Origin of the sequence: Rhizobium rhizogenes NBRC 13257, assembly GCF_000696095.1 — a bacterium.
Taxonomy (GTDB): domain Bacteria; phylum Pseudomonadota; class Alphaproteobacteria; order Rhizobiales; family Rhizobiaceae; genus Rhizobium; species Rhizobium rhizogenes.
Genome location: NZ_BAYX01000007.1, coordinates 396,401 through 421,689, shown reverse-complemented (window position 1 = coordinate 421,689; position 25,289 = coordinate 396,401). Strand labels below are relative to the sequence as shown.

Below are 25,289 nucleotides of genomic sequence, written 5' to 3'. Positions count from 1 at the left end.
TACACTCCATATGTAAAGGTTTACATAGCATGGAAAGTGGGTGGAGCCACAGGGAGGAAGTGATGGTTTCGGAGGCCGTCGACGGCGCGGTGGTGCTGTCCGCGAGGCGGATTTGCAAGTCCTTCAGCGGCGTGCAGGTTTTGTTCAGCGTCAATTTCGATCTGCGGGCCGGCGAGATCCATGCACTCATGGGTGAGAACGGCGCCGGCAAGTCGACGCTCGTCAAGGTTCTCTCCGGTTTCGAGCAGCCGAGCTCCGGCGAGATCCTGCTCGACGGCAAGCCGGTGAAGCTGCCGCCGAACGGTGCGGCCGAAGCGCTCGGCATCGTCATCATCCATCAGGAATTTAATCTTGCCGAACATCTGACCGTCACCGAGAGCCTGTTTCTCGGCCGCGAAGTCACGCGTTTCGGCGTTCTCGACCGCAAGCATATGCGGGCGGAAACGCGGCGCGTTCTCGACCTGCTCGGTTCGCATGTCGACGAGAATGCGATGATCGGTACGCTTTCCATCGCCGACAAGCAGATGGTCGAGATCGCTAAGGCGATCAGCCGGGACGCGCGGATCGTCTTCATGGACGAGCCGACCGCCGTGCTGTCGCGGGAGGAAACCAACTTCCTGTTCAAGCAGGTGCGCAAGCTGCGCGACCAGGGAACGAGTTTCGTCTTCGTCTCTCACAAGCTCGATGAGGTCATGGAGCTGACGGACCGGGTTACTGTCCTGCGCGACGGCCAATGGGTGAAGACATCGCCGACATCGCTGCTCGATGGTGAATCGATTGCCCAGTTGATGGTCGGGCGCGAGCTTTCCAGCCTCTATCCCGCCAAGCACGAGCCCGACGTCGACGAAGAGATCGTGCTCAGCGTCAACTCAATTTCGACGGGCTATGTCCGCGATGCGAGCTTCGAGCTGCGCAAGGGCGAGATCCTCGGCTTTTCCGGCATGATCGGCTCCGGTCGCACCGAGTTGATGGAGGCGGTGGTCGGGTTGCGCTCGCGTCTTGCCGGTGATGTCATCGTCAACGGGCAATCCGTGCCGGCGCATGACGTTCACGCCGCGATCGGCTCGGGCCTTGCCTATATGACCAAGGACCGGAAATCCAAAGGCCTGCTTCTCAATTCGGGCATGACCGCGAACCTCACCCTGCAATCGCTCGATCGGCATGGCAAGTTCGGCTATCTCAGTGCCACAAGCGAGGCCAATGCCTTGGCGCGGGCGCGCCGCCGCTTCGATATCCGCGTGCGTGACGGCAATATCGTCGCCGGCCGCATGTCCGGCGGCAATCAGCAGAAATTGCTTCTGGCCAAGGTCATGGAGACCGAGCCGCAGATCATCATCATCGACGAGCCGACTCGCGGCATCGACGTCGGCACGAAGCAGCAGATCTATCATTTCATTTCGGCGCTGGCGCGCGACGGCCACTCGATCATCGTGGTCTCGTCCGAGATGCCTGAGGTCATCGGGCTGTGCACGCGGGTTGCCGTGATGCGCGAGGGCCGGATCGTCGGCGTGCTCGAAGGCGAGGAGATCTCCGAGCAGGAAATCATGCGCTACGCGGCAGGCTTGAAGAAAAAGGCGGCTGCCTGAGCAGGCGGCAAAAGATACGAGCGAATTCCCAGCAATAATGGGACGGGAGGTTGGTTTTGGATATGAGCGTCGGCGAGGATAGCAGCGAGAAGACAGGCGGACGGGGCCGATCCTGGCGGGATGTCGATCTGCGGGCAGTCGCACCGTTTGCGGCGCTGCTGCTGCTTTTGATCGTCGGCGCGTTGGTCAATCCGAATTTCATCGGCATGACCAATCTGACCAATGTCGCGACGAGATGCGCCTTTATTGCGATCATCGCCGTGGGAGCGACCTTCGTCATCTCGGCGGGCGATCTCGATTTGTCGGTCGGCGCGATGGTCGCCTTCGTCGCCAGTCTGATGATCCTCCTGATGAACTCAGGCGTCATCGCAGATCCAACCCTGATGCTGGCGGCCGCTGCGTTGTTCGCGATCGTCGCCGGTGTCTTGTGCGGCCTCGCCAATGGTCTCATCACGACCATGGGCAAGATCGAGCCGTTCATCGCGACGCTCGGCACCATGGGCGTCTACCGTGGCTTGACGACGTGGTTGTCGCAGGGCGGCGCGATCACCCTGCGCTCAGCCGAGGTGCAGGCGCTCTACAAGCCCGCCTATTACGGCTCCGTGTTCGGTGTGCCGGTTCCGATCGTGGTCATCCTTGCGGTCACCTGTGTTGCGGCCTTCATTCTTTATCGCACCCGCTACGGGCGGCATGTCATCGCTGTCGGCTCCAATCGCGACGTTGCGCGCTATTCCGGCGTAGCGGTCAATCGCGTCCGCACTGTCGCTTTTGTCATCCAGGGCCTGTGTGTGGCGATTGCCGTGCTTCTCTACGTGCCGCGGCTTGGCTCCACATCGGCAACGACGGGTATTCTCTGGGAGTTGCAGGCGATCACCGCCGTCGTTGTCGGTGGTACGGCTCTGAAGGGCGGTGCGGGCAGGGTATGGGGCACGATCTGCGGCGCCTTCATCCTCGAGCTCGTCGGCAACATCATGCTGCTTTCCAATTTCATCAGCGAGTATCTGCTGAGCGCCATCCAGGGCGCGATCATCATCATCGCCATGCTGGTTCAGCGTTCGCTTGCGCGCAAATCGTGAATAACCGGGTCAGGGGGCGCCCGGTTCTTATGACAAGGCCCTGTCTCTATCTGGGAGGATAAAACATGCGTAAAAGACTATTTGGCCTGGCCGTGGCGTTGGTCGCCTTGGCCGGCACGGTGCATGCCGAGGACAAGAAAGTGACCATCGGCGTTTCCATTCCGGCGGCGGACCACGGCTGGACCTCGGGCGTCGTCTTCCATGCCGAGCGCGTCGCCAAGCTCTTGATGGCGGAACATCCGGGGCTCACCGTCATCGTCAAGACGTCGCCGGATGCGGCAAGCCAGGCTAATGCGGTTCAGGACCTCGAGACCCAGGGCATCGATGCCCTCGTGATCCTGCCGTCCGACCCGGATCCGCTCGTCAATGCCATTAAGGAAGTCAAGGATAAGGGCAAGTTCGTCGCGCTCGTCGATCGTGCACCGAGCAACAACGACAATTCCGTCCGCGACCTCTATGTCGCCGGCAACAATCCGGCACTCGGCCAGACGGCGGGCGAATATATCAAGGCGACGACTCCGGATGCGCAGGTCGTCATTATCCGTGGTCTGCCGATCCCGATCGATCAGCAGCGCCAGGACGGTTTCGACAAGGGCATTGCCGGCTCGAACGTCAAGGTTCTCGACCGGCAATACGGCAATTGGAACCGCGACGACGCCTTCAAGGTCATGCAGGATTACCTGACGAAGTTCCCGAAGATCGATGTCGTCTGGTGTCAGGATGACGACATGGCCGTCGGCGTGCTGCAGGCGATCGAGCAGGCCAAGCGCACCGACATCAAGTATGTCGTCGCCGGCGCCGGCTCGAAGGATATGATCAAGAAGGTCATGGACGGCGACAAGCTGATCCCGGTCGACGTGCTCTATCCGCCGGCAATGGTCGGAACGGCCATGGAGCTGACCGCCGCTCACTTCTACGATCAGGTTCCGGTTCGTGGCAATTACATCCTGGATGCGACCCTGGTCACCAAGGAGAATGCCAAGGATTTCTACTTCCCCGATTCGCCGTTCTGATCGGCTGATTTGAACACATGCGCCCGCCGGTTCCGGCGGGCGTTTTTTATGCGTTCCGCCAAAGAGTTTAGCACGGCGCGACGATTTTTGCGGCACGTACCTCTTGCCGTCCGCGGCGGGCCATGATTAGGTCGCGATGCATTCGACTTTCGGCCGGACGGCCCTATTGTTTTTCGAGGAAATTGCGCCTTGTTCATCTGGAACTGGGCGTTAAGATGGATCGGAAACGTTTACAGAACGCGATCAGGGAGGAATTACGCATGAAGACGATCAAGGGCCCCGGCCTGTTTCTCGGACAATTCGCAGGCGATGCAGCACCGTTCAACTCGTGGGATTCTATCACGAAATGGGCGGCCGATGCCGGCTATGTCGGCGTACAGGTGCCGACCTGGGCGGGCCAGCTCATCGACCTGAAAAAGGCGGCTTCTTCCAAGGATTATTGCGACGAATTCGCCGGTGTTGCCCGTGCCAACGGCGTTGAAGTGACTGAGCTTTCGACCCATCTGCAGGGCCAGCTCGTCGCGGTCCATCCGGCCTATGACGAGGCCTTCGACGGCTTCGCGGCGCCGGAAGTGCGTGGCAATCCGAAGGCGCGGCAGGAATGGGCGGTCGAGCAGGTCAAGATGGCGCTGACGGCGTCGAAGCATCTCGGCATCAAGGCGCATGCGACCTTCTCCGGCGCGCTCGCCTGGCCCTTCATCTATCCCTGGCCGCAGCGCCCGGCCGGCCTGGTCGAAACCGCCTTCGATGAGCTTGCGCGCCGCTGGACGCCGATCCTCAACCATGCCGATGAAAACGGCGTCGATGTCTGCTACGAAATCCATCCGGGCGAAGACCTGCATGATGGCATCACCTTCGAGATGTTCCTGGAGCGCGTGAAGAACCATCCGCGCGCCAACATGCTCTACGACCCCTCGCACTATGTCCTGCAGTGCCTCGATTATCTCGACAACATCGACATCTACAAGGACCGGATCAAGATGTTCCACGTCAAGGACGCGGAATTCAATCCGACCGGCCGACAGGGCGTTTATGGCGGTTATCAGGGCTGGGTCGAGCGCGCCGGCCGCTTCCGTTCGCTCGGCGATGGCCAGGTGGATTTCGGCGCGGTCTTCTCGAAGATGACGGCCAACAATTTCGATGGCTGGGCCGTGGTCGAATGGGAGTGCGCGCTGAAGCATCCCGAAGACGGCGCGCGCGAAGGCGCCGAATTCGTCAAGTCGCACATCATTCGCGTCACCGAAAAAGCCTTCGACGACTTTGCCGGCAGCGGCACGGATCAGGCGGCCAACCGGCGCATGCTGGGGCTGTCGTAGTTTTCTTTCCCCACCGAGGAGAAGATGGAGGCCACCCTCGTCCTTCGAGGCCTCACTCCTTCGCAGGGCTCAGGAGGCTCCGCACCTCAGGATGAGGGCGGAGCGAGTTCTGCGCGGGATTCCGCAAGAGCGATCTGTGGTGCTGGCAGGCAGGGGAGTCTGGCTGCCGGGCGTAAAGGTTAGCCTCACCCTGAGGTGGCCCGCGGGGCACTCGAAGGGCGAGGCGGGTGGCCGGGAACGGTAAATCGCCAAGACCTTCTCTTGCTGGGGAAGGTAGAAGACTAATTTCATTCAGGAGGAACCTATGGCAATCGAAGGATCATCGGAACAGACGCGCGAGCCGCGCATTCGGCTCGGCATGGTGGGCGGAGGCGCGGGTGCCTTTATCGGCGCGGTGCACCGTATCGCTGCGCGCATTGACGACCAGTTCGATCTTGTCGCCGGCGCACTTTCGTCCTCGCCGGAAAAGGCCGCGGCCTCGGGCCGCGATCTCGGCCTCGATCCGTCCCGCACCTATGCCAGCTATCGCGACATGGCGATCCGCGAAGCCAAGCTGAAGAACGGCATCGAGGCTGTCTCGATCGTCACGCCGAACCATGTTCACTATGACGCCGCCAAGGAGTTTCTCCGCCGTGGCATCCATGTCATCTGCGACAAGCCGCTGACTTCCAATCTCGCCGACGCCAAGAAGCTGAAGAAGGTGGCGGACGAAAGCGGCGCGCTGTTCATCCTGACGCATAACTACACCGGCTATCCGATGATCCGTCAGGCGCGCGAGATGATCGCCAATGGCGAGCTCGGCGATATCCGCATCGTGCAGGCGGAATATCCGCAGGATTGGCTGACGGAGAATATCGAGCAGTCCGGTCAAAAGCAGGCGGCGTGGCGCACTGATCCGTCGCAATCCGGCGCGGGCGGTTCGACCGGCGATATCGGCACGCATGCCTATAATCTCGCCTCCTTCGTTACCGGCCTGGAGCTCGACAGCCTTGCTGCCGATCTCGACAGCTTCGTCGAAGGCCGCCGTCTGGACGATAACGCCCATGTGCTGTTGCGCTTCAAGGCCAAGGGTTCGGAAAAGCCGGCCAAGGGCATGCTGTGGTGCAGCCAGGTGGCGCCCGGCCATGAGAACGGCCTGAAGCTCAGGGTTTACGGCACCAAGGGCGGTATCGAATGGACGCAAGCCGACCCCAACTATCTCTGGTACACACCATTCGGCGAGCAGAAGAGGCTGATCACCCGCAATGGCGCTGGTTCGGGCGCTGCGGCTGCCCGCGTCTCGCGCATCCCCTCGGGTCATCCGGAGGGCTATCTCGAGGCCTTCGCGACGATCTACACCGAAGCCGCGCGCGCCATCAATGCTGCCAAGAAGGGCGTGGCGGTCGATCCAGCCGTGATCTACCCGACCGTCGATGACGGCGTGAAGGGTGTCGCTTTCGTCGAGGCCTGCGTTGCCTCCTCGAAGCGCAATGGTGCTTGGGTCAAGGTCTGAGACCAAGACATTCCGCGGCGGCGCAGGACGCCGCCTCGGAACGGGCCTTCACTCAGACAGTGACCGCCTGCTTACGCTTGGTCAGCGCGTCGATGCTGAAAGGTCCGGCGCCAGCAGCGACCAGATAGAGAAAGATGAAACAAAACAGGATGGCCGACACGCCGCCATTTTGCGCCGGGTAAAAGCTCTGCGACGCATGGCGCAGGAAATAGGCGAAAGCCATCAGGCCCGACAGTACAAAGGCGGCAATGCGCGTCTGGAAGCCGATCAGCACAAGGAAGCCGAGCGTGAGTTCGAGCAGGCCGGCAATCCAGGGTAGGGAGCCCGTGGCCGGCACATTCTGGGCCGCTGGAAAATGCAGGATCTTCTGTGTTCCATAGCTGAACAGCACGAGCGAGGAGACGATGCGCAGGAGGCTCAGCAGATGGGGCTGCAAGGTATGGATCGCTGGAAGCATTTGATTCCTTTCACATGGGATATGTTTGCTACTTCCAATTGGTCCAAACCGAAAAGACAAGTCACGACTGTTGACATTGGTGTTATCGGCCACGCTGAAGCATAGGCGGAGATAGTCGACCGATGGTTGCGGGAGGCCGATAGCCGGCTCAATTTCATTGGCTGCAACGTTGCAGTTTTTCTTCGACCGACGCTGTACTTTGCCATTCGGCTTGGCTAAACCGCCGTCAACGAAGCCACAACAGACGGGATTTTCATCATGATCGATCCGAAGCTTCTCGCAGCCCGCTTTCCCGGCGATTTCACCTTCGGCGTTGCCACCGCAGCCTTTCAGATCGAAGGCGCCACCAAGGCGGATGGCCGCAAGCCGTCGATCTGGGATGCCTTTGCCAACATGCCCGGCCGCGTCTATCACCGCGACAACGGCGATGTCGCCTGCGATCACTACAATCGGCTGGAACAGGATCTCGACCTGATCAAGGATATGGGCGTCGAAGCCTATCGCTTCTCGATCGCCTGGCCGCGCATCATTCCCGACGGCACTGGCCCGGTGAACGAAGCGGGCCTCGATTTCTACGATCGTCTCGTCGACGGCTGCAAGGCGCGGGGCATCAAGACCTTCGCGACGCTCTATCACTGGGATCTGCCGCTGACGCTTGCCGGCGACGGTGGCTGGACGGCGCGTTCGACGGCGCATGCCTTCCAGCGTTATGCCAAGACCGTCATGGCCCGCCTCGGCGACCGTCTCGATTCCGTCGCCACCTTCAACGAGCCCTGGTGCATCGTCTGGCTGAGCCACCTCTATGGCATCCACGCCCCGGGCGAACGCAACATGCAGGCAGCGCTTTATGCCATGCACTACATGAACCTCGCGCACGGTCTTGCCGTCGAGGCGATCCGCGCCGAAGCGCCGAAGGTGCCGGTCGGCATCGTGCTTAATGCCGCTTCGATCCTTCTGGGTTCCGACAGTGCCGAAGACAAGGCCGCCGTCGAGCGCGCCCATCAGTTCCACAATGGTGCTTTCTTCGATCCGATCTTCAAGGGCGAGTATCCGAAGGAATTCGTCGAGGCGCTCGGCGACCGGATGCCCGAGGTCCTGGACGGCGATCTGAAGACTATCAACCAGAAGCTCGACTGGTGGGGCCTCAACTACTACACACCGAACCGTGTTTTCGACGATGCGACCAAGAGCGGCGATTTCCCCTGGACGAAGGAGGCGCCCCCGGTCAGCGCCGCCAAGACCGATATCGGATGGGAAATCTATGCGCCCGGCCTGCAGCATGTCGTCGAAGACCTCTACAAGCGCTATGAGCTGCCGGAATGCTACATCACCGAGAACGGTGCCTGCTACAACATGGGAATCATCAACGGCGAGGTCGATGACCAGCCGCGTCTCGACTATTACGTCGAGCACCTCGGTATCGTCGCCGATCTGATCAAGGACGGCTATCCGATGCGCGGCTATTTCGCCTGGAGCCTGATGGACAATTTCGAATGGGCGGAAGGCTACCGCATGCGTTTCGGCCTCGTGCATGTCGATTACGAGACCCAGGTACGCACGGTGAAGAAGAGCGGCAAGTGGTATAGCGAACTCGCCGCTCAGTTCCCGAAGGGGAACCACAAGGCGGATTGATGCCACATCACCTCCCCCTTGAGGGGGGAGGTCGCGCGGAACGCGCGGGTGGGGTGATTTGTGGGATGAACAAATGATCACCCCACCCCACCCCGGACCGTTGGTCCGACCCTCCCCATCAAGGGGAGGGTGGCTATCGCCAGAATCGGCGCTTCGGATTAAAGTTCCTTATGGCCAAATAACTCTCCCTCTATGCTCTTTGCGGCAGTTTACGGCAGGCCTCGACCAACCGCCGGCTGCTTGAGGCTTTGCGTGCGGTATCGCCCGATGGCGTTTCCATCGAGATCTGCGATTTCATCGGTGATCTGCCGATCTTCAATCCGGATGACGAGGGCGATCGGACACCTGCCATTGTCGCAGCTTTTGCGGAGAAGATCCGCGATGCCGACGGGCTGATTGTCTCCTGTCCGGAATATGCCCATGGCATTCCCGGCGGATTCAAGAATGCGCTGGATTGGCTGGTGTCTCGCGATGAGGTGCCGTTCAAGCCGCTGATGTTCGCCCATGCCTCGCATCGCGGCGATCTCGTGCTGGAGCAACTAACGGACGTACTGCAAACCATGTCACTCCGCATCGTTCCGGAGGCTTTTTTGCGCGTTCCGCTTGCCGGCAAGAGCGATGAGGCGCAGGCGGCGATCCTTGTGGAGGCGCAGAAAAACGGTGCACTCGGGGGTGCTCTCGATCGTTTTGCGCAGACGATCCGCGCTGCTGCTTGATCGACCACCATGGCGATAAAAATACAACCCTTTCCTGTAAGAATCATAGGCTCGCTTTAACCGTTTCTTGAAGACCTGACGGCAGACTTCGCCGCTCAAGGAGAAGCGTGTTGGGAGCAGTTTTCAGGTCATTCGGACGGAGCAAGCAGCTCGGTCGTCATTCCATCGTGACGGCCGTTTTGTTTTCATTCGCGCTGGTCGTCACCGTGGTCACGCTGATGGTGCTGACAGCGATCAGCCGCGTTGCGGATTATTCCAACAAGCTGGACGACGAACGCTCTTGGGAAACCACGGCTGGGGCGCTGAAGACCTTCGAAGGCCAGCTCGACGCGACACTGCATGACTATGCGGTGCGAGACGCCGCCGCCGAACATGTCTATGCGGAAGACGGTCGGGAATGGATCGTCGGCAATTATGGCAAGATGACCTCCGATGGCACCCTGTTCGATACGGTGCTGGTGGTCAATGAAGCCAATAAGCCGATCATTGCCTATCGGGACGGAAAACCGATGGCCGAAGGGGCGGAGAATTTCTTCGATGCCTCGATCTGGGCTCTTGTTGATCAGGTGCGCAAGACGCGGGTAACCGGCGAGCCGGAGGCGAGCGGCTATGTGACGACCGCCAGGGGTATTGCCGCCGTCGGTGTGGCGACGATCCGCGAGACATCCGGCCGCATCCCCGTGCCGGAGGGCAAGCGCCGCTACCTGATCTTTGCCCGGCATCTCGATGCCGCCAAGCTCAAGATGCTCTCCCATACCTATATCATCAGCGGGCTGCGCCTCGTGCCGCCGGACACCCAGGCACGCTACGCCGTCTCGATCGTCGATCCGCTCGGAAAATCGCTCGGACGGCTGGTCTGGAACTCGCGCGGACCGGGCGACACGAGCTACCAGCAGGCCCGTCCGCTGGTGCTCGGGGCTCTCGGCCTCGTCGGCATGTTCTTTGTGGTGCTGCTGATCCTGGGGTCGTTGGCGGGGCGTCGGTTGCGGGCGGAGGAGGCACTGGCGCGCCAGGGTTCGCTGCGCGACCGCCTGAGCGGTCTTCTCAATCGCGAAGGGCTGCGCCTCGATGTCGATCGGCTGGTTGACAGCGCCCGCGCCGACGGCAGCAATGTCCTTCTGCTCTATCTCGACCTCGACGGCTTCAAGGAAATCAACGATGCCTATGGCCATGGCACCGGCGACCAGCTGATCCGCTCCGTCGCTGCCGGTCTCAATGTGCTGATCCCGCCGAATGCGACGCTGGCGCGGCTCGGTGGCGATGAGTTCGCAATCGCCTTTCCGTCCAGAGAGCTGAACCACGCACCGGCGCTACGACTTGCCGAACAGGTGCTGGATTTCTTATCCGAGCCGCTGGAGATCGGCCGCCGCGTGATCGTCGTCGGCGCCAGCATCGGTATTGCCAGCTCGCCGGAGGGCCGGATCGATCGCGAGGAGCTGGTGCGCCGCGCCGATCTCGCTATGTACAAGGCCAAGGAAGCCGGCCGCGCCCGCATGATCTGCTACGAGACGGCCATGGATACTGACCGCGAGGAGCGCAACGCGCTGGAACTCGACCTGCGCAATGCCATCGACCGGCAGGAGCTGACGGTCGCCTATCAGCCGCTGGTCGATGCGGTGAGCCATGACATCACCGGCGTCGAGGCGCTGGTGCGTTGGAACAGGCCCGGTTACGGGCCAGTTTCGCCCGACGCCTTCATTCCGATTGCTGAAACCAGCGGCCTGATCGAGGCGCTCGGGCTGCTTGTACTGCGCAAGGCGTGTGCTGCGGCACGGCAATGGCCGGATCTGCGTATTGCCGTCAATGTTTCGCCGGGGCAGTTCCGCAACCCCGCTTTCGCCGATTATGTGCGCCACGTCCTCAAGGATGCGGAGATCGAAGCGGAGCGCGTCACGCTGGAGATCACCGAGGGGTATATGATCCAGAATCCGGAGCGCACCCGTCAGTCGATCGAGCGGCTGAAGAAGCTCGGCGTCAAGGTGGCGCTGGATGATTTCGGCTCCGGCTTCTCCTCGATCGGCTATCTCCGCCAATTCGGTTTTGACCGCATCAAGATCGACCGGTCGCTGACCATGGACGTGCTGACGGACAGTCGTTCTCGCGACATGCTGCAGGCGACGGTGGCGCTGGCACGATCCCTCGATTTGCCGGTGACGGCGGAGGGCATCGAGACGGAAGAGCAGGGGACGGCGTTGAAACTCTTCGGCTGCGACGAGCTGCAGGGTTATTTCTTCGGCAAGCCGATGCCGGAAGCCGAAATCAGCAGGCGCTTGGCGGCGCAAACGGCCCGCGTCCCGGACAGGGAACGCGACACTGCCGCCTAGAACGGCCCAGCCTTTTACGGATTTTCTCGAAAATCAGCCGCCGATATGCTCGTGGCCGCGCTTGCGGGCAAGGGCAATCTGGCGCTGCCGCTCGCGGTAGCGTTCGCGATCTTCCTCGCTGCGCTCGTGATAGCAATGGCTGCAGGAGACGCCGGCTTCGTAGAAGGGCGAGGTGATTTCTTCCGCTGTGATCGGCTGGCGGCAGGCATGGCAGAGTTTGTGATTGCCTTCCTTCAGACCATGCTCGACGGAGACGCGCTCGTCGAAGACGAAGCAGGCGCCTTCCCACAGGCTTTCCTCGGCTGGCACTTCCTCGAGATATTTCAGAATGCCGCCCTTCAGGTGAAAGACCTCGTCGAAACCCTGTTCCTTCATGAAGGCGGTCGCCTTTTCGCAGCGGATACCGCCGGTGCAATACATGGCGATCTTCGGCTTGTTGTGCAGGCCATCGTTCTGGCGCACCCATTCCGGAAATTCGCGGAAGGTCTTGGTCTTCGGATCGACCGCGCCCTTGAACAGACCGATCGCGGTCTCGTAATCGTTGCGCGTGTCGATGACGATGGTGTCGGGGTCGGAGATCAGCGCGTTCCAGTCCTTCGGCGCGACATAGGTGCCGACGACCCTGGTGGGGTCGATATTCTCGACGCCCATGGTGACGATCTCTTTCTTCAGCTTCACCTTCATCCGTACGAACGGCATTTTCGACGCCCGGCTTTCCTTGTGCTCCAGGCCGGCAAATTCCGGCTGGGCGCGCAGGAAGGACAGCACCGCGCCGATGCCCGCATCCGTGCCGGCGATGGTGCCGTTGATGCCCTCATGGGCGAGCAGCAGCGTCCCCTTGACGCCGCTCGCCTCGCAGAGTGCAAGCAAAGGCTCCCGCAGGCTTTCGAAGCGCGGGATGGAAACGAAATGATAAAGGGCCGCAACGAGAAATGCGCCACCTGCCTCGTGTCGCGAGGTCGAAAGAATGTCCGTCATGCCGGGGAAATACAATTTTGCGCGCCGTCAGGCAATCGGGATTTGTATTTTGGCGTAGCAGCGCTGGGACCGCCTCGTCCTTCGAGGCTCCGCCTTCAGCTGCGCACTTTAGGGTGAGGGTCTCAATACCGCGAGATTCTTCAATCTCCCGCTTCCAGCCAAAGCCGCTTGATCGTTCGCGCCTCGCCTTCCGGTTCGTCGGCGAAGACCCAGTGGGCTTTGGCAAGCGCTTCCCGCCGCGCAATTTGCTGGCGGGAGATGATCGCCTCCAGCAGGCGGGCGCTGTCGTCGCTGTCGTCGAAGAGGTGCGGCTCGCGGTCTGCGACTTCCGAAAGCATCGACAGATCGAGATAGCGGCCGAGCATGTCGACCAGCGCCTTGGCTTCGATCTGCTTGGCGTGCATCGCCGCCGGCCAGATGTCGCGCAGCAGTGCATGATGCATCCAGCAATCCTGGCTGCGTTTGCGCAGGTCGTGGAACTGATCGGCATGGGCTTCGGCACGGCATTCGGAGAGCGCCGCCTTCGCCTTGCGGCCAGTCCTGTGCCAGCTCTTTTGAAAAAGGCGGGCGGTTTCGCGCCGGCCGTTCTCGAAGGAAGTGGCCCCTAGCGCTTCCAGCGCATCGTGGCAGGTGGCAATGGCCGCCTTCGCCTTGTCCTCGATATCGGTTTCGGCCTCCGACAGGCGATCACGCCGGGCGGTGAGCACCTTCGTGACGCGAGCAAGCGCCCTGGCCTCGTCCCTGGAGGCCGCCGTTTCGTGCAGATGGCGGCTGGCCTCGATCAGCGCGGTGGCGTCGCGAACGCCGGAGAGCGTCCGAGCCATCTCCCGCAGCCTGTCGTTTTCCCGCTGTTGGAATTCCGGTGCGCGCCGAGCGATGAGCCTGTAGAGTGCGCGGACACGCTTGATATGCTTGCGCGCCCGATGCACCGCCTCGTGCAATCCTTGTGGTCGATCGGTCAATGCCGCGATCGCCTTGCCGAGCTGCTGCGCTGCGACGGCGTGGACTTCGTCATCGAAGGCCTTGTCAGGCCGAATGCGATAACTCATCGTATTCCTGTTCGAACTGCGTCGCGAGCGCCTGGTTGGAATAGCGATATTCGCCGGTCACCTCGCGGCCGATCCAATCCGGCAGTTCCGGATCGTCGCTTTCGTCCTTCAGCTCGACCTCGGCGACCACCAGGCCGCGATGCGCGCCGCGAAACACGTCGACTTCCCAGACGAAACCCTTATGGGGCACCTTGTAGCGGGTTTTCTCGATGATGAGGCCGATGGCGTTGCCGAGCAGTTCCTCGGCATCGCCGACAGGGATCTCGTATTCGAACTCGTCACGCGTCATCGCCTTACCGATTTTCATCGTCAAGGTCGCGATGGTGTCGTTGGTCAGCCGTACCCGTACGGAACGATCATCCATGGTGGCGACATAGGCTTGCCGCAGGATGAGCTTCTCGGAGGCGAGCTCGCGCCAGCGATCTCCACGGACCAGAAACTTTCGCTCGATCTCTTTTGCCATATGCTCGACATGCTCCGTCAGCATCATATCCAGATAGACTAACGGAAGTTTTCGGGTTTTCCTACCCGTTGTATCCAAACTTAGCTTTTGTCTCGACAAGCACCCTCGGGAAGGCTATTCGAGGACCCGATTTCAATCGTTTTAAGGGAGCGCGCCAACCATGGGCGAGAAAACCGAAAAGCTTCTTTCCATCCTGAAACTGCAGCCCGTCGTTCCCGTCCTCGTCGTCGAGGATGCGAAGTCGGCTGTGCCGCTCGCCCGCTCGCTTGTCGCCGGCGGCCTGAAGGCCATCGAGATCACGCTGCGCACCGCGGGCGCGCTCGATGCCATCCGCGCCGTCGCCGAGGAAGTCGAAGGCGCCGAGGTTGGTGCCGGCACGATCCTGAATGTCACGCAGTGGGATGCAGCCGTCGCGGCCGGTTCCAAGTTCATTGTCAGCCCCGGCACGACGCAGGAGCTGCTGGATGTTGCCCGCACCTCCGACGTGCCGCTGCTGCCGGGTGCGGCAACTGCAAGCGAGGTCATGGCGCTGCGCGAAGAGGGCTACAAGGTCCTGAAATTCTTCCCGGCCGAACAGGCCGGGGGCGCCGCCTATCTGAAGGCTCTGTCCTCGCCGCTCGCCGGCACGCTGTTCTGCCCGACTGGCGGTATTTCGCTGAAGAACGCCCATGATTACCTATCTCTGCCGAACGTCATCTGCGTCGGCGGCTCCTGGGTCGCGCCGAAGGAGCTGGTTGCGGCCGGCGACTGGGCGGGGATCACCAAGCTTGCTGCCGAGGCGGCCGCGCTGAAGGGCTGAGCTCGCAAAAAAGTTTGCTCGAAGGGCGTGCATGGGCTCCATGCGCGCCCTTTTTGCATGTGGCGGATTTGTATTTGCGGCAGCAATTCCTATCTCACTTTGGCCATCACAAGGACGGAGGACCACCCATATGATCGACGCCCGCAAGCTTTTGGACCAATTTCTGGGGACGCAGGTACCAGGACTGCAAGGAAGCGTGAAAGACAAGGCGACGCAGGCCATCAATCTCGCCAGGGACAACCCAATGGCGACCAGCGCCATCGCCGGCGTGCTGCTCGGAACCAAGACCGGACGCCAGGTTGCCGGCAATACGCTGGTGCTCGGCGGGCTTGCCGCCATCGCCGGCCTTGGCTACCAGGCCTACAAGAATTATCAGGCCGGCAATGCACCGACGCCGGCGCCGCAGCCAACGCAGCAGGCGGAACCGCAATTTCTGCCGCCGCCCTCCAATTCCGGTTTCAGCACCGCCCCGGCGATTGCCAACAATGATTTCGCCCTTTCCCTCGTCCGCGCCATGATTGCCGCGGCGCGGGCCGACGGGCATATCGACGACGCGGAGCGGCAGCATATCCTCGGCAAGGTGCAGCAGGCGGGTGTCGGCGCGGAGGCGGAAGCGTTTTTCGAGCGCGAGCTTGCCAACCCCGTCGATATCGACGCCATTGTCGGCTCGGCACAGACCGAGGAGCAGCGCGTGCAGGTCTATGCCGCATCGCGTCTGGCGATCGAGCCGGATTCGCGCGCTGAGCGTGGCTATCTCGATCTTCTCGCCGGCAGGCTCGGTCTCCCCGATGCGCTGGTCGATCATATCGAGGCGACGGTCTCGAGTGCCAAGGTCTGATCGCCACCACGAAACAGGGCCGGTTGCCTTTCGCGGGCGGCTGGCCTAAGCCTTCGCCCGACAATGAATGGCGATGCGCGAGGGATTGGTCATCTTGACGGATAAGAACAGCGAAACCCGCTCGACGGCCATCGCCGCCGCCATCATCCTGTTGGCCGCCATGGCGCTTCTGTATTTCATGCCGGATGTCATCGTTCGGCTCGGCGATGTCTCGCCCTGGCTTGGCACCGGCTTCGGTGTCCTCGTCATTCTCGCCTTCTTCCTGGTCTTCTGGCTGAGAGCGCGTTACCAGCGGCGCAGGGACCTGTAATCGATCAGGTCTGCAGCGAGGCGCCGAGCAGCACGACGCCGGTGCAGATCACCAGCAGCGCACCGCAAATCTCTATGCCATTGCCGACCCATGCCGAGAGCTTCGAGCCGCGACCGGTGAAATGCACGGCGGCGCCCTTGGCGAAGACGGCGATGATGGCAAGCAATGAGACGGTCAGTGCCGTTCCGATCGACATGGCCAGGACCGACAAAAGACCGCCGAGATAAAGCCCATTCAGCATCGAGAAGGTCATGACCAGCAGTGCGCCGGAGCACGGGCGAAGGCCGACGGTGATGATTGCCGACCAGGCCTCGCGGACGCTGAATTTCTCGTTCGACAGCATTTTCGGATCGGGCAGGTGCGAATGGCCGCAGGTTTCACAGACCATACCGTTGTCCAGATTGTGCGCCGGATCGTAGCACTGATACTGGCTGGCCGTTTGCGGCGTGGCGCTGAGACGGGAGAGCTTTTTGGCTGGTCCCGGTTCGTCCGCGAAGAGCGACATGCTGATCGGACCTGCCGATGTCGCGAGCTGTACTTCCTGGCGCTGTGGGCGGTTCTGATACATCGAGCGCAGCTTGCGGAACAGCAGCCAGCCACCGAACAGGATCACCATGACGAAGCTGGTGATCTCCATGGCGTTGGTGGCCATCGTCATGGTGATGCCCGAGCCACGCAGGACGAAATAGGCTGCTGCGACGACGAGGACGGCAACCAGGCCCTGGATGAGGGCCGAGATGAACGAGATGACGATGCCGCGCTTCAGCTCGATCTCGTTGGCGACCATGTAGGAGGAGATGACCGCCTTACCATGGCCGGGACCGGCGGCGTGAAAGATGCCGTAGGCGAAGGAGAGGCCGATCAGCGTCCAGAGCTGCCAGGGATCCTCGCGCATGGCTTCTATCGACTTGGTGAGCGCCCGGTAGAAGGCCTGCTGCTCGTAGTTCACATAAAGGAAGATTGGCGCCAGCGGCCCGCCCATCGGCTGGAAGCTCGGCTCCGCCGTGCCGATGCCGAGCGGGGAACCGGTGGCATGGGCGAGGCTAGCCGCCGCCAGAAAGGCGAGCGCTACAGCCGGAACCCGCCTCCATATCCGCGATATCAGCATTGGACGTCTATCCGCGTTGCAAAGAGTTTCGACATCGTCGTTCCTGTCGGGTCGTTGAAGAAGGCGTCCGTCAAGGTCGTCTTGTTCTCGGCGATGACTTCGTCGGGATTGGGGCGCACGACCTGCTGCTTGCAGGCTTTGAAAGCGTCACCTTCCGTCACCAGCTCATTGTCCGTGGGGAAGTCGATCGAGGTGTAGAGCGTCGGGTCGTAGATGCCGAAGCTGAGCTTGTTGCCCTTCAGCGGCATCATCTCGGACGGCTTGACGGCGAAGAACATCAGGAGCTGCCCATCCTGATAGTCGACATTGATGATGTCGGGCTTGTTGACCTTGATGGGTTTGCCGTTGAGAGACAAGTTTGTGTAATAATCGTAGTCCGCCAGTGAATCGCGTACCGTCTTGCCGACTTCCTTCAGCTCGTCCGGGTCGAGCTTCAGATTGGTGTTCTTGTCGAAATCCATCAGCACCGAGGAAGAGAAGACCGCGTCGAAGCGCCAGACGTTGCGCAGCTCCTGCACATTGCCGTCGGCGCCGGCCAGCACTTCCAGGCGAGCCTCGACGAAGATATGCGGATGCGCCCATGCCGCGACAGGCGCGAGCAACAGGCCTCCAGCCAGGAGGGTGGCTTTGACAGGGGTGGATTTTCTCATGCGTCCGATGTGCTTCGTGAGCATTGATTCACTTCGACTTCTGGTCAGAAAATAAGACGGAATTGGGACCGCCCGGCGGAACTGGAAGGCTCAGCCGTGCTTGCGGAACCAGTTATGGAGGTAGTCGACGAAGATACGGACCTTGGCCGGGAGATAACGGCGGTGCGGGTAGACGGCGTAGATGCCGCGGTCGGTCGGAAGATAGTCGTTGAACAGGGTCAATAATTGCCCACTCTCGATCGCCTTGCGGCCGATGAAGTCCGGGACAATGGCAATGCCGAGGCCGGCGAGCGCAGCACGCAGCGTCGCATGCGGGCTGTTGACTTCAAGCGTGCCGCTGATCGCGACATTGAAGGTGGTGCTGTCGGCATCGACGAAGCGAATATTGCCTTGCGAGCGGGTGTTGGTGTCGATGATGAAAGGCACATGCGCGAGATCGCTCGGATGCTCCAGCGCCGGATAGCGGTCGAGAAATTCCCGGGTGGCGCAGAGATGGACGCGGAAATCCGAGATCTTGCGGGCGATCATGCCGGAATCCTCAAGCTTGGTGACGCGCACCGCGACGTCGAAGCCCTCCTCGATCAGATCGACGAAGCGGTCGTCGGCGGCGATCTCCAGCGAGAGATCGGGATTTTCCTTGGCGAAGTCGATCAGCGATTGCCCGACATCGGCGTCGACGAAAGTGCGCGGCACGGAGACGCGCAGCCGGCCCTTGAGCTGCTGGTTGTTCTCGCGCACCAGATCGGCAAGGTTGTCGATTTCCTTCAAGATGTCTGATGCGGTGCGATAATAGGTGTGGCCCGCCTCGGTCATCGAGAATTGCCGCGTGGTGCGGTTGAGCAGGAGTGCGCCGAGATCGTCTTCCAGTTCCCGGACATATTTGGACAGCAGCGCCTTGGAGCGACCGGTCTTGCGGGCGGCGGCCGAAAAACCTTCCGCTTCGACCACGTCGATGAAGGCGCGAATCCGGGTCAAAGTGTCCATGGCGATGCCTCCCGTTAACTGTTGCAAGATGTTGAACAAAACGCGCTGATTTGTTCAATTATTTTTTTAGGCCGCCAACGAAAAAAATTCTTGATTATGACGGCGAATATTCTTATCTCCCCCTCAGCCCAAAGTCGCACGTGCCCGTGGGTGTCCGCCGATCCTCGATGTGGTGAGAAAATCGGTAAGGTACCTGGAACTAACCCCTCCAGTCGCTATTTCGGCCAACCGAAAAATGCGAGGACATCTGAAGCAACGACGGTGCGGGCCTTTTTGTTCTCTCCCGGCTTTCCATCAGCCGGGGTTACTGAAGAGGCACACCTTCATTGCCGGAAGTGCGGTTGGGATATTCCCTCCAATCCATGGCAGACAAAGCCGAACTAGCGCTGCTTTCGTGGCACTGGTTCATTATCTGCGCAGCGCGCGTTTGCACGGTTCCGGGGTCTCCACCGGCTGGTACCTGAGCGAATGAGCGTCGCCCTTTGTCCTCTGGGTCTTTCCCGGAGCTTTTGGAATTGAAAAGGGAATTGACATGACCACGCAACGTATCCGCGACTTTCTCGCTACCCGTCGTCCCGATGGTCCCTGCCTGGTGGTTGACCTCGACGTCGTCCGCGACAATTTCCGTGCCTTCCGTCACGCCATGCCGGACAGCGCCATCTACTACGCTGTCAAGGCCAACCCAGCTCCGGAAGTGCTGCGCCTGCTCGCAAGCCTCGGCTCCAACTTCGATTGCGCGTCCGTCGCTGAAATCGAAATGGCGCTCGATGCCGGTGCGACCGCTGCCCGCATCTCCTTCGGCAACACGATCAAGAAGGAACGCGATGTCGCCCGTGCACACGCACTCGGCATCAGCCTCTTCGCCGTCGATAGCCATGAGGAAGTCGAAAAGATTTCCCGTGCCGCTCCCGGCGCTCGCGTGTTCTGCCGCGTGCTGACCGATGGCGAAGGCGCTGAATGGCCGCTGTCGCGCAAGTTCGGCTGTGTTCCGCAGATGGCTGTCGACGTTCTCGTCTACGCCCATCAGCTGGGCCTGGAATCCTACGGCGTGTCTTTCCACGTCGGCTCGCAGATGACCAAGGTCGATGCTTGGGATGCTGCTCTTGCCGATGCCAAGCGTGTCTTCGTCTCGCTGGCTAAGCAGGGCATCCACCTGCAGATGGTCAACATGGGCGGCGGTTTCCCGACCAAGTATCTGCGCGACGTTCCGTCCGCTGAAGCCTATGGCAAGGCGATCTTTGCGTCTCTGCGCGCCCATTTCGGCAACCAGATCCCGCACACAATCATCGAGCCGGGCCGTGGCATGGTCGGCAATGCCGGTGTGATCAAGGCTGAAGTCGTCCTGATTTCCAAGAAGTCGGACAATGACGATGCGCGCTGGGTCTTCCTCGACATCGGCAAGTTCGGCGGTCTCGCCGAGACCATGGACGAGGCGATCCGTTACCCGATCCGCACGGAGCGCGACGGCGACGAGATGGAACCCTGCATCATTGCCGGCCCGACCTGCGATTCGGCCGACGTGCTGTATGAAAAGAACCTCTATCCGCTGCCGGTGACGCTCACCATTGGCGACGAGGTCCTGATCGAAGGCACCGGCGCCTATACCACGACCTATTCGGCTGTAGCCTTTAACGGGTTCGACCCGCTGAAGTCCTACATCATCTAAGGTCCGACTTCGCCGACCCCGTAATCAGCCGGGGCGGCACCCTCACAATAATCTGTCACCGCCGCTGATAACGGTATTGGGCACGGGAGGCCGAGATGGCCGCTGTTCTTGATTCTGTCCGCGCATTCTTTGCGCCGTCCACCTTCACGCTCGACCTGGAAAATGCAGGCGATGTCGTCGCTCGCGAAAATCTGCTCGATCAGGCCATGGGCACTGACCGCCGCAAGAAGTCGTCGGAAAAGATCCGCCGCGGCCGCGTTCCGGCCGAAGGCCTAGCGCTGGTCGCTCGCGACCGCACCGGCCATATCATCGGCACGGTTCGTCTGTGGAACGTCGAAGCCGGCGTCGATCGCGAAACCCGTCCGGTCGAAGCACTGCTCCTCGGTCCGCTGGCTGTCGATGCTGCCCATGAAGGCAAGGGCATCGGCTCGGCGCTGATGCGCGCCGCCATTCTCGAAGCCAAGAAGCGCGGCCATGGCGCCATCCTGCTCGTCGGTGATGCGCCTTACTACGAGCGTTTCGGCTTCTTCGCCGAAAAGGCCCGTCATCTCGTCATGCCGGGACCGTTCCAGCGCGACCGTTTCCTGGGGCTCGAGCTTAAGGAAGGCTGGCTTGCCGGCGCCGCCGGCATGATCATCGCCAGCGGCCGCAAACTGGCCCAACAGCCGATCGCAAAGGCCGCTTGAGGCTGATTTGCCCTCGCCCCGATGGGGCGAGGGCATGATATCATTTTGCCGCCTTCACCCCATCCTTTGCCGGGTCATATCCATCCGTCAGCGTCTTCAGAAACGCCACGACGTCGGCAATTTCGGCGTCGTTCAGAGCCGCTACATCGCCTTGTTTGCGGTTCATCGGCGCGTCGATGATGTCGATATTGGCCTGATATTGCTGCGGTAAATCATTGAATTTCTGTACATGCCCGTTGGTATCCTTCGGATAGATCTCCTCCGGATTGGTGTCGCGCCTGACATAAAACCGAGTGACATCCTCCAGCGAGCGATAGACGCCATTGTGGAAGAAGACACGGCGGCTGGCGACATTGCGCAGCGTCGGCGTCTTGAACAGCCCGCAATTCTGCGGCTGGGCGGAATAGGTGTCGTAGCGCAGCGGGCCGCAGATGCCGATGTCGTAGTAATGCGGATCGGCATTGGCCGGGATGTCCGGATTGCGCGGCGCGCCCAAGGCTTCGAACTCGAAATCGGTGAAGTTCGGCATCTGCCCGTCGCCCATCATCTTATCGAGATGGCAGGAGGCGCAATTGCCCTTGTTAGCGTCGTCGAACAGTTTCAGCCCACGCTGCTCGACATCCGAGAGCGCCGCCTTGCCGCGCAGAAAATAGTCGTATTTGCTCGTATAAGGATGGAAAGAGGGCTCTTCGATCTGGTAGCGGGCGAGCGCGAAGCCGACTTCGGAGATCGCCATGTCCTGATCGTTGAGGACGTTGTTGCCGAAGAGGGCGGCGATATCCTTGCCATAGCCCTTTTTCAGCTTCGCATAGACAGTCGCCGCATCCGCATTGGCCATTTCGAAGGGCGAAATCATCGGCTGCAAGGCCTGCTCCTCCAGCGAATCGACACGTCCGTCCCAGAACATGCCGCCTTGCGGCACCAGGTTCGCGGCGGCTGCATCGGCCTTGACGACGGCTTGCGCGGTCAGTGGCCCGGCAACGACCGCCGGCGTATTGGCGAGGGCAACACCAGAGGCCTCGGTCATCGGTGCTGCCTCCGCCGCCTCGTCGGCAGCGCTTTCTTCTCCGATCGAGAAGGAAGGGGTCGACATCTTGTAGGCGAGGCTCGGCACGGTGCGGATGCCCGGCTGGTCGAGATGCACGCCGCCAAGCTGTACGGAGAGGCCATTGGCCGGCGCATAGTGATTGTTTGGATCATGGCAGGTGGAACAGGACATCTGGCCGCTGCCGGATAGGGAGGGGTCGTAGAACAGCTTCTTGCCGAGCTGGGCAACGGCGCTCAGCGGCACGGTATCCTCATAGGTATTCGTGGCCGGGGAGGCATCGGGGGCAGGCTGGTTTGCCATGCCGATGGTCGCCCCCGCGAGCGACACGCCCGCGAGTGCGATGAGGGGCAGGAGACGGTGATTGGATTTCAGAGACATCGTCCGTCTCCCTCTTCTTTCGCTTAGGACGCGCTGTTGCCGGTCTTCGTGTCGAGGATCAGCTTTGGCGTATCGCCCTTCGACCAGTCGAACATGGCGTTTAGCGAGCCGGAGATGGCATCGAACGAACCGCCGCCGAGGCGCGCGCCGCCCATCCAGTTATCCTCGATGAAGCGCATGACGGAGGTCTGGTCGGTTAACGTATGGTCGACGAAATTGACCTTGGCGTAGGGCGAGATGATCAGCAGTGGCTGGCGCGTGCCGTAGCCGCAGCGGCCCTGGGCCGGCTGGCCGTTGAGGCCCGGCAGCGGTGTGCCGGTGGAGCAGCTGTCGCCGCTGAGCACGTCATAGCCCTTGACGCTAAGCTTCGACGGATTGACGACCGCATGAGCGTGGTCATACCAGCCGTCGGAATCGTCGTAGAGAAGGATGATGGCGGTGTCCTTCCAGTCGGGCGAATTCTGGACGGTGTTGACGACCTGGGTCACAAATTCCTGCTCGTCGAGCGGATCGGAATAGCCGGCATGGCCGTCCTGATAGGCGGGCGCCTTCAGGAAGCTGACGGTCGGCATGCTGCCGTTCTTCAGCGCGGCATAGAAGTCTGTCACGTCATACTGATGATTGGCGGCGTCGGTGGTGCCGATCGCTGCGACCGAGGACGGACGTGCATGCGTCGGGTTGGCCGTCGAGGCGTAGTACTGAAATGGCTGGTGATGCGGAATGTAATCGCCGTAGTTGACCTGGGTGACGGGCGAGGTGGTGGCGCGCTTGCAGCCGGTGGTGCCGTCGGTGTTGGTCTGGGTCAGGTCGAAGCCACCTTCGAAGAAACCCCAGGTGATGTTGTGTGCGTTCAGCATGTCGCCGATGTTCTTGCCGTACATCAGGGCGGTCTGGCCGACGGAACAAACGTCGCCGGTCGGGTCGAAGTCGCTGATGGCGGTCCAGCCGCCATTGCCGTCGGGCACGATGCGGCCCTTGGAATAGGTGCCGTCCTTCTCCAGCGTATAGCCGGGCGGCAGGATGGCGCCGTTGGTCTGGCCGGAGATGAGGTTCAGCGCACCGGGGGTCGACGGGCCGAAATTGGTGGAGAAGGAATTGTCGTTTAGCGCGTAGTGTTGGGCGTAGTTCCACATGGCGGTGACGGTGTTGCCGTCATAATAGCCCATGACCTGGCCTTTGGTGCCGAATGCGCCGGCCGCACCCTTGGTGCCCTTGCCGGTATTGGCGGGGAAAAGGTCCATGGCGAAATTGTTGTAGGCCGCCTGCTCGGCGGTATAGCCGTGGTTCTGCGACTGCGTGGCCGCCTGGGTGCGGTCGAGGCGGAAGGGGGCTGCGGCATCGGTGCCATTGGCCGCATTGGTCTTGTTCGGGTTGTTGTCGATAAGACCGGCATTGGCGAGCGTATTGATGTCGGCTGGCGTGTTGTCGGCGGCCTTGAATTCCGGCTCGCCGGCGACGTTTGCGGCCTTGGGGTAGGTCGCGAAATAATGGTCGAAGGAGACGTTTTCCTGGAAGATGACGACCAGGTGCTTGATCGGCGTAGCGGTGTTGGTTGCTGGCGTCGTGTCAGCGGCACCAGCGGCGGAACAGAGCGAAACAAGGGTAAGCGCGCTGCCGGCTGCAAGGGCGGCGCGACGCGAAAGACGGGTCATGGTGATATCCTCTCGGGTGGGGGCATTGCCTCGGCGCTTGGTTGCGCCGCGCCGGGGCAGAGGGAGCCATGCCGGGCTATCAACGGTATGTGACAGTTCCGTGAAGGGGTGCCTTGGGAGTGGCGGTCGCAGCCGCGGAAGGCGCAACCAAGCGATTGATTTTGCTGGAATGAAGGAGGGGGAGCGTACGCCGGTGAAGCATGAGGGTGCGACGGTGCTACCTTATGTCACGGGGCATCTATCCGCTAGATATTCTGATCCATCGTCTCCGCAGGGATCTCGTCGGCGGGGTGGATGCGGACGACCACGGCCGGGACGCCGGCGACGGTGCAGTGGGGTGGCACGGGTTTCACAACGACGCTGCCCGCCGCCACCTTGCTGAAGGCGCCGACTTCGATATTGCCGAGGATCTTCGCGCCGGCGCCGATCATCACGCCATGGCGGATCTTCGGATGCCGGTCGCCGGTTTGCTTGCCGGTGCCGCCGAGCGTGACGTTCTGCAGGATCGAGACTTCGTCCTCGATAACGGCGGTTTCGCCGATGACAATGCCGGAGCCGTGGTCGAGCATGATGGACGCGCCGATCTTAGCTGCCGGATGGATATCCGGGCCGAAGACGAGCGAAGCGAGGTTGGACAGCCAGCTGGCGATTTCCGCCCGGCCCTCCATCCAGAGCGCATGGGCGATGCGGTGGGTCTGCAGGGCGTGAAAGCCCTTGAGATTGAGCAGCGCATGCAGATAGGTCGTGCAGGCGGGATCGCGAGTGCGGACGGCGACAAGGTCGGCTTCCGTCGCCGGCAGGATCTCGGGATGGCGCGTCAGCACATCCTGGAAGAGGGCGAAGAGGTCGCGGGTCTCTATCCCGGCAGTGGAGAGCCGGGCGACCAGGACATTGGCGAGGCTTTCTGCATCCGACCGCGTCGCGACGATCTGCGTCGTCAGCAATGGGCGAAGCGTCGGTTCGCGGCCGGCGAGGTCGATGGCCTCATGGCGAATCACGTCCCAGACGCTGCCTGGTGTGGCAGGGGAATGTCCGGCAGTTGCCGTACCTGTCTGGGACATGGTGCTG

22 protein-coding genes and 1 pseudogene are annotated in these 25,289 nt (G+C 61.4%); 13 read left to right on the top strand and 10 right to left on the bottom strand.

The genetic code is table 11. The features are described 5' to 3' along the window. The first annotated feature begins 62 nt into the window (after nucleotides 1–62). The 5 genes from RRH01S_RS18350 (at nucleotide 63) to RRH01S_RS18330 (ending at nucleotide 6,483) form a co-directional block, all read left to right on the top strand. Nucleotides 63–1,586 (top strand): sugar ABC transporter ATP-binding protein, encoded by a 1,524-nt coding sequence (locus tag RRH01S_RS18350; RefSeq protein ID WP_034517497.1) that lies wholly within the window; start codon nucleotides 63–65, stop codon nucleotides 1,584–1,586. Nucleotides 1,587–1,648: 62 nt separating this feature from the next. Then, nucleotides 1,649–2,662, top strand: a complete 1,014-nt coding sequence (locus RRH01S_RS18345; protein ID WP_034517498.1) for an ABC transporter permease — start codon at nucleotides 1,649–1,651, stop codon at nucleotides 2,660–2,662. A gap of 65 nt (nucleotides 2,663–2,727) precedes the next feature. Then, nucleotides 2,728–3,675, top strand: a complete 948-nt coding sequence (locus RRH01S_RS18340; RefSeq protein WP_012652402.1) for a substrate-binding domain-containing protein — start codon at nucleotides 2,728–2,730, stop codon at nucleotides 3,673–3,675. Between the two features lie 260 nt (nucleotides 3,676–3,935). After that, the gene (locus RRH01S_RS18335; RefSeq protein ID WP_012652401.1) at nucleotides 3,936–4,991 is read left to right on the top strand and encodes a sugar phosphate isomerase/epimerase family protein; all 1,056 of its coding nucleotides are present in this window, start codon (nucleotides 3,936–3,938) and stop codon (nucleotides 4,989–4,991) included. A gap of 304 nt (nucleotides 4,992–5,295) precedes the next feature. After that, nucleotides 5,296–6,483 carry a Gfo/Idh/MocA family protein gene (locus tag RRH01S_RS18330; protein WP_007700801.1) on the top strand — a complete coding sequence of 396 codons (1,188 nt, stop codon included), beginning with the start codon at nucleotides 5,296–5,298 and terminating at the stop codon, nucleotides 6,481–6,483. 52 nt (nucleotides 6,484–6,535) lie between these two features. On the opposite strand, the gene RRH01S_RS18325 is transcribed toward RRH01S_RS18330, so the two are convergent. After that, nucleotides 6,536–6,940 carry a DoxX family protein gene (locus RRH01S_RS18325; protein ID WP_007700805.1) on the bottom strand — a complete coding sequence of 135 codons (405 nt, stop codon included), beginning with the start codon at nucleotides 6,938–6,940 and terminating at the stop codon, nucleotides 6,536–6,538. Nucleotides 6,941–7,198: 258 nt separating this feature from the next. Between RRH01S_RS18325 and RRH01S_RS18320 the strand changes: the two genes are divergently transcribed. From RRH01S_RS18320 to RRH01S_RS18310, 3 genes and pseudogenes are all read left to right on the top strand, one after another. Continuing rightward, a complete protein-coding gene (locus tag RRH01S_RS18320) occupies nucleotides 7,199–8,572 on the top strand; it encodes a GH1 family beta-glucosidase (RefSeq protein WP_042473443.1) in 1,374 nt (457 codons plus the stop codon). A gap of 182 nt (nucleotides 8,573–8,754) precedes the next feature. Next, a pseudogene (locus RRH01S_RS18315) lies at nucleotides 8,755–9,288 on the top strand (NADPH-dependent FMN reductase); the annotation flags it as partial. Between the two features lie 110 nt (nucleotides 9,289–9,398). Next, nucleotides 9,399–11,612, top strand: coding sequence for a bifunctional diguanylate cyclase/phosphodiesterase (locus RRH01S_RS18310; protein ID WP_041722718.1), 2,214 nt, complete (start codon nucleotides 9,399–9,401; stop codon nucleotides 11,610–11,612). 33 nt (nucleotides 11,613–11,645) lie between these two features. On the opposite strand, the gene trhO is transcribed toward RRH01S_RS18310, so the two are convergent. From trhO to RRH01S_RS18295, 3 genes are all read right to left on the bottom strand, one after another. Further along, nucleotides 11,646–12,590, bottom strand: a complete 945-nt coding sequence (gene trhO / locus RRH01S_RS18305) for an oxygen-dependent tRNA uridine(34) hydroxylase TrhO (RefSeq protein WP_012652397.1) — start codon at nucleotides 12,588–12,590, stop codon at nucleotides 11,646–11,648. A gap of 140 nt (nucleotides 12,591–12,730) precedes the next feature. Then, on the bottom strand, nucleotides 12,731–13,639 hold the full coding sequence (locus tag RRH01S_RS18300) for a CHAD domain-containing protein (RefSeq protein WP_012652396.1): 909 nt from the start codon (nucleotides 13,637–13,639) through the stop codon (nucleotides 12,731–12,733). Further along, entirely contained in the window at nucleotides 13,617–14,102 is a 486-nt protein-coding gene (locus tag RRH01S_RS18295; RefSeq protein WP_012652395.1) for a CYTH domain-containing protein, read from the bottom strand. The genes RRH01S_RS18300 and RRH01S_RS18295 overlap by 23 nt, the downstream gene beginning before the upstream one ends. 160 nt (nucleotides 14,103–14,262) lie before the next feature. On the opposite strand from RRH01S_RS18295, the gene RRH01S_RS18290 reads away from it, so the two are divergent. The 3 genes from RRH01S_RS18290 (at nucleotide 14,263) to RRH01S_RS18280 (ending at nucleotide 16,049) form a co-directional block, all read left to right on the top strand. Beyond that, nucleotides 14,263–14,901 carry a 2-dehydro-3-deoxy-phosphogluconate aldolase gene (locus tag RRH01S_RS18290; RefSeq protein WP_042473440.1) on the top strand — a complete coding sequence of 213 codons (639 nt, stop codon included), beginning with the start codon at nucleotides 14,263–14,265 and terminating at the stop codon, nucleotides 14,899–14,901. A 130-nt stretch (nucleotides 14,902–15,031) separates the two neighbouring features. After that, nucleotides 15,032–15,739 (top strand): tellurite resistance TerB family protein, encoded by a 708-nt coding sequence (locus RRH01S_RS18285; protein WP_042473437.1) that lies wholly within the window; start codon nucleotides 15,032–15,034, stop codon nucleotides 15,737–15,739. A 67-nt stretch (nucleotides 15,740–15,806) separates the two neighbouring features. After that, entirely contained in the window at nucleotides 15,807–16,049 is a 243-nt protein-coding gene (locus RRH01S_RS18280) for a hypothetical protein (RefSeq protein WP_007700841.1), read from the top strand. A gap of 4 nt (nucleotides 16,050–16,053) precedes the next feature. Here the strand turns inward: RRH01S_RS18280 and RRH01S_RS18275 are convergent, their stop codons facing one another. The 3 genes from RRH01S_RS18275 to RRH01S_RS18265 form a co-directional block, all read right to left on the bottom strand. After that, entirely contained in the window at nucleotides 16,054–17,157 is a 1,104-nt protein-coding gene (locus tag RRH01S_RS18275) for a nickel/cobalt transporter (protein WP_012652392.1), read from the bottom strand. Next, the gene (locus RRH01S_RS18270) at nucleotides 17,151–17,807 is read right to left on the bottom strand and encodes a DUF1007 family protein (protein WP_034519233.1); all 657 of its coding nucleotides are present in this window, start codon (nucleotides 17,805–17,807) and stop codon (nucleotides 17,151–17,153) included. The genes RRH01S_RS18275 and RRH01S_RS18270 overlap by 7 nt, the downstream gene beginning before the upstream one ends. A 90-nt stretch (nucleotides 17,808–17,897) precedes the next feature. Beyond that, a complete protein-coding gene (locus RRH01S_RS18265) occupies nucleotides 17,898–18,791 on the bottom strand; it encodes a LysR family transcriptional regulator (RefSeq protein WP_007700856.1) in 894 nt (297 codons plus the stop codon). Nucleotides 18,792–19,323: 532 nt separating this feature from the next. Between RRH01S_RS18265 and odc2 the strand changes: the two genes are divergently transcribed. Beyond that, entirely contained in the window at nucleotides 19,324–20,457 is a 1,134-nt protein-coding gene (gene odc2 / locus RRH01S_RS18260; RefSeq protein ID WP_007700859.1) for an ornithine/lysine decarboxylase, read from the top strand. Nucleotides 20,458–20,552: 95 nt separating this feature from the next. Beyond that, complete coding sequence (locus tag RRH01S_RS18255) at nucleotides 20,553–21,143, top strand: GNAT family N-acetyltransferase (protein WP_012652390.1); 591 nt, start codon at nucleotides 20,553–20,555, stop codon at nucleotides 21,141–21,143. A 40-nt stretch (nucleotides 21,144–21,183) separates the two neighbouring features. Here RRH01S_RS18255 and RRH01S_RS18250 read toward each other — a convergent pair whose 3' ends face one another. The 3 genes from RRH01S_RS18250 to cysE all read right to left on the bottom strand — a co-directional run bounded on the left by RRH01S_RS18250 (nucleotide 21,184) and on the right by cysE (nucleotide 25,282). Beyond that, nucleotides 21,184–22,569: a cytochrome-c peroxidase gene (locus tag RRH01S_RS18250; protein WP_037221284.1), complete on the bottom strand. Its 1,386-nt coding sequence runs from the start codon at nucleotides 22,567–22,569 to the stop codon at nucleotides 21,184–21,186. A gap of 23 nt (nucleotides 22,570–22,592) precedes the next feature. Then, the gene (locus RRH01S_RS18245; RefSeq protein ID WP_042473434.1) at nucleotides 22,593–24,221 is read right to left on the bottom strand and encodes a phospholipase C; all 1,629 of its coding nucleotides are present in this window, start codon (nucleotides 24,219–24,221) and stop codon (nucleotides 22,593–22,595) included. Between the two features lie 245 nt (nucleotides 24,222–24,466). Next, on the bottom strand, nucleotides 24,467–25,282 hold the full coding sequence (gene cysE, locus RRH01S_RS18240) for a serine O-acetyltransferase (protein ID WP_042473430.1): 816 nt from the start codon (nucleotides 25,280–25,282) through the stop codon (nucleotides 24,467–24,469). Nucleotides 25,283–25,289: the final 7 nt, after the last annotated feature.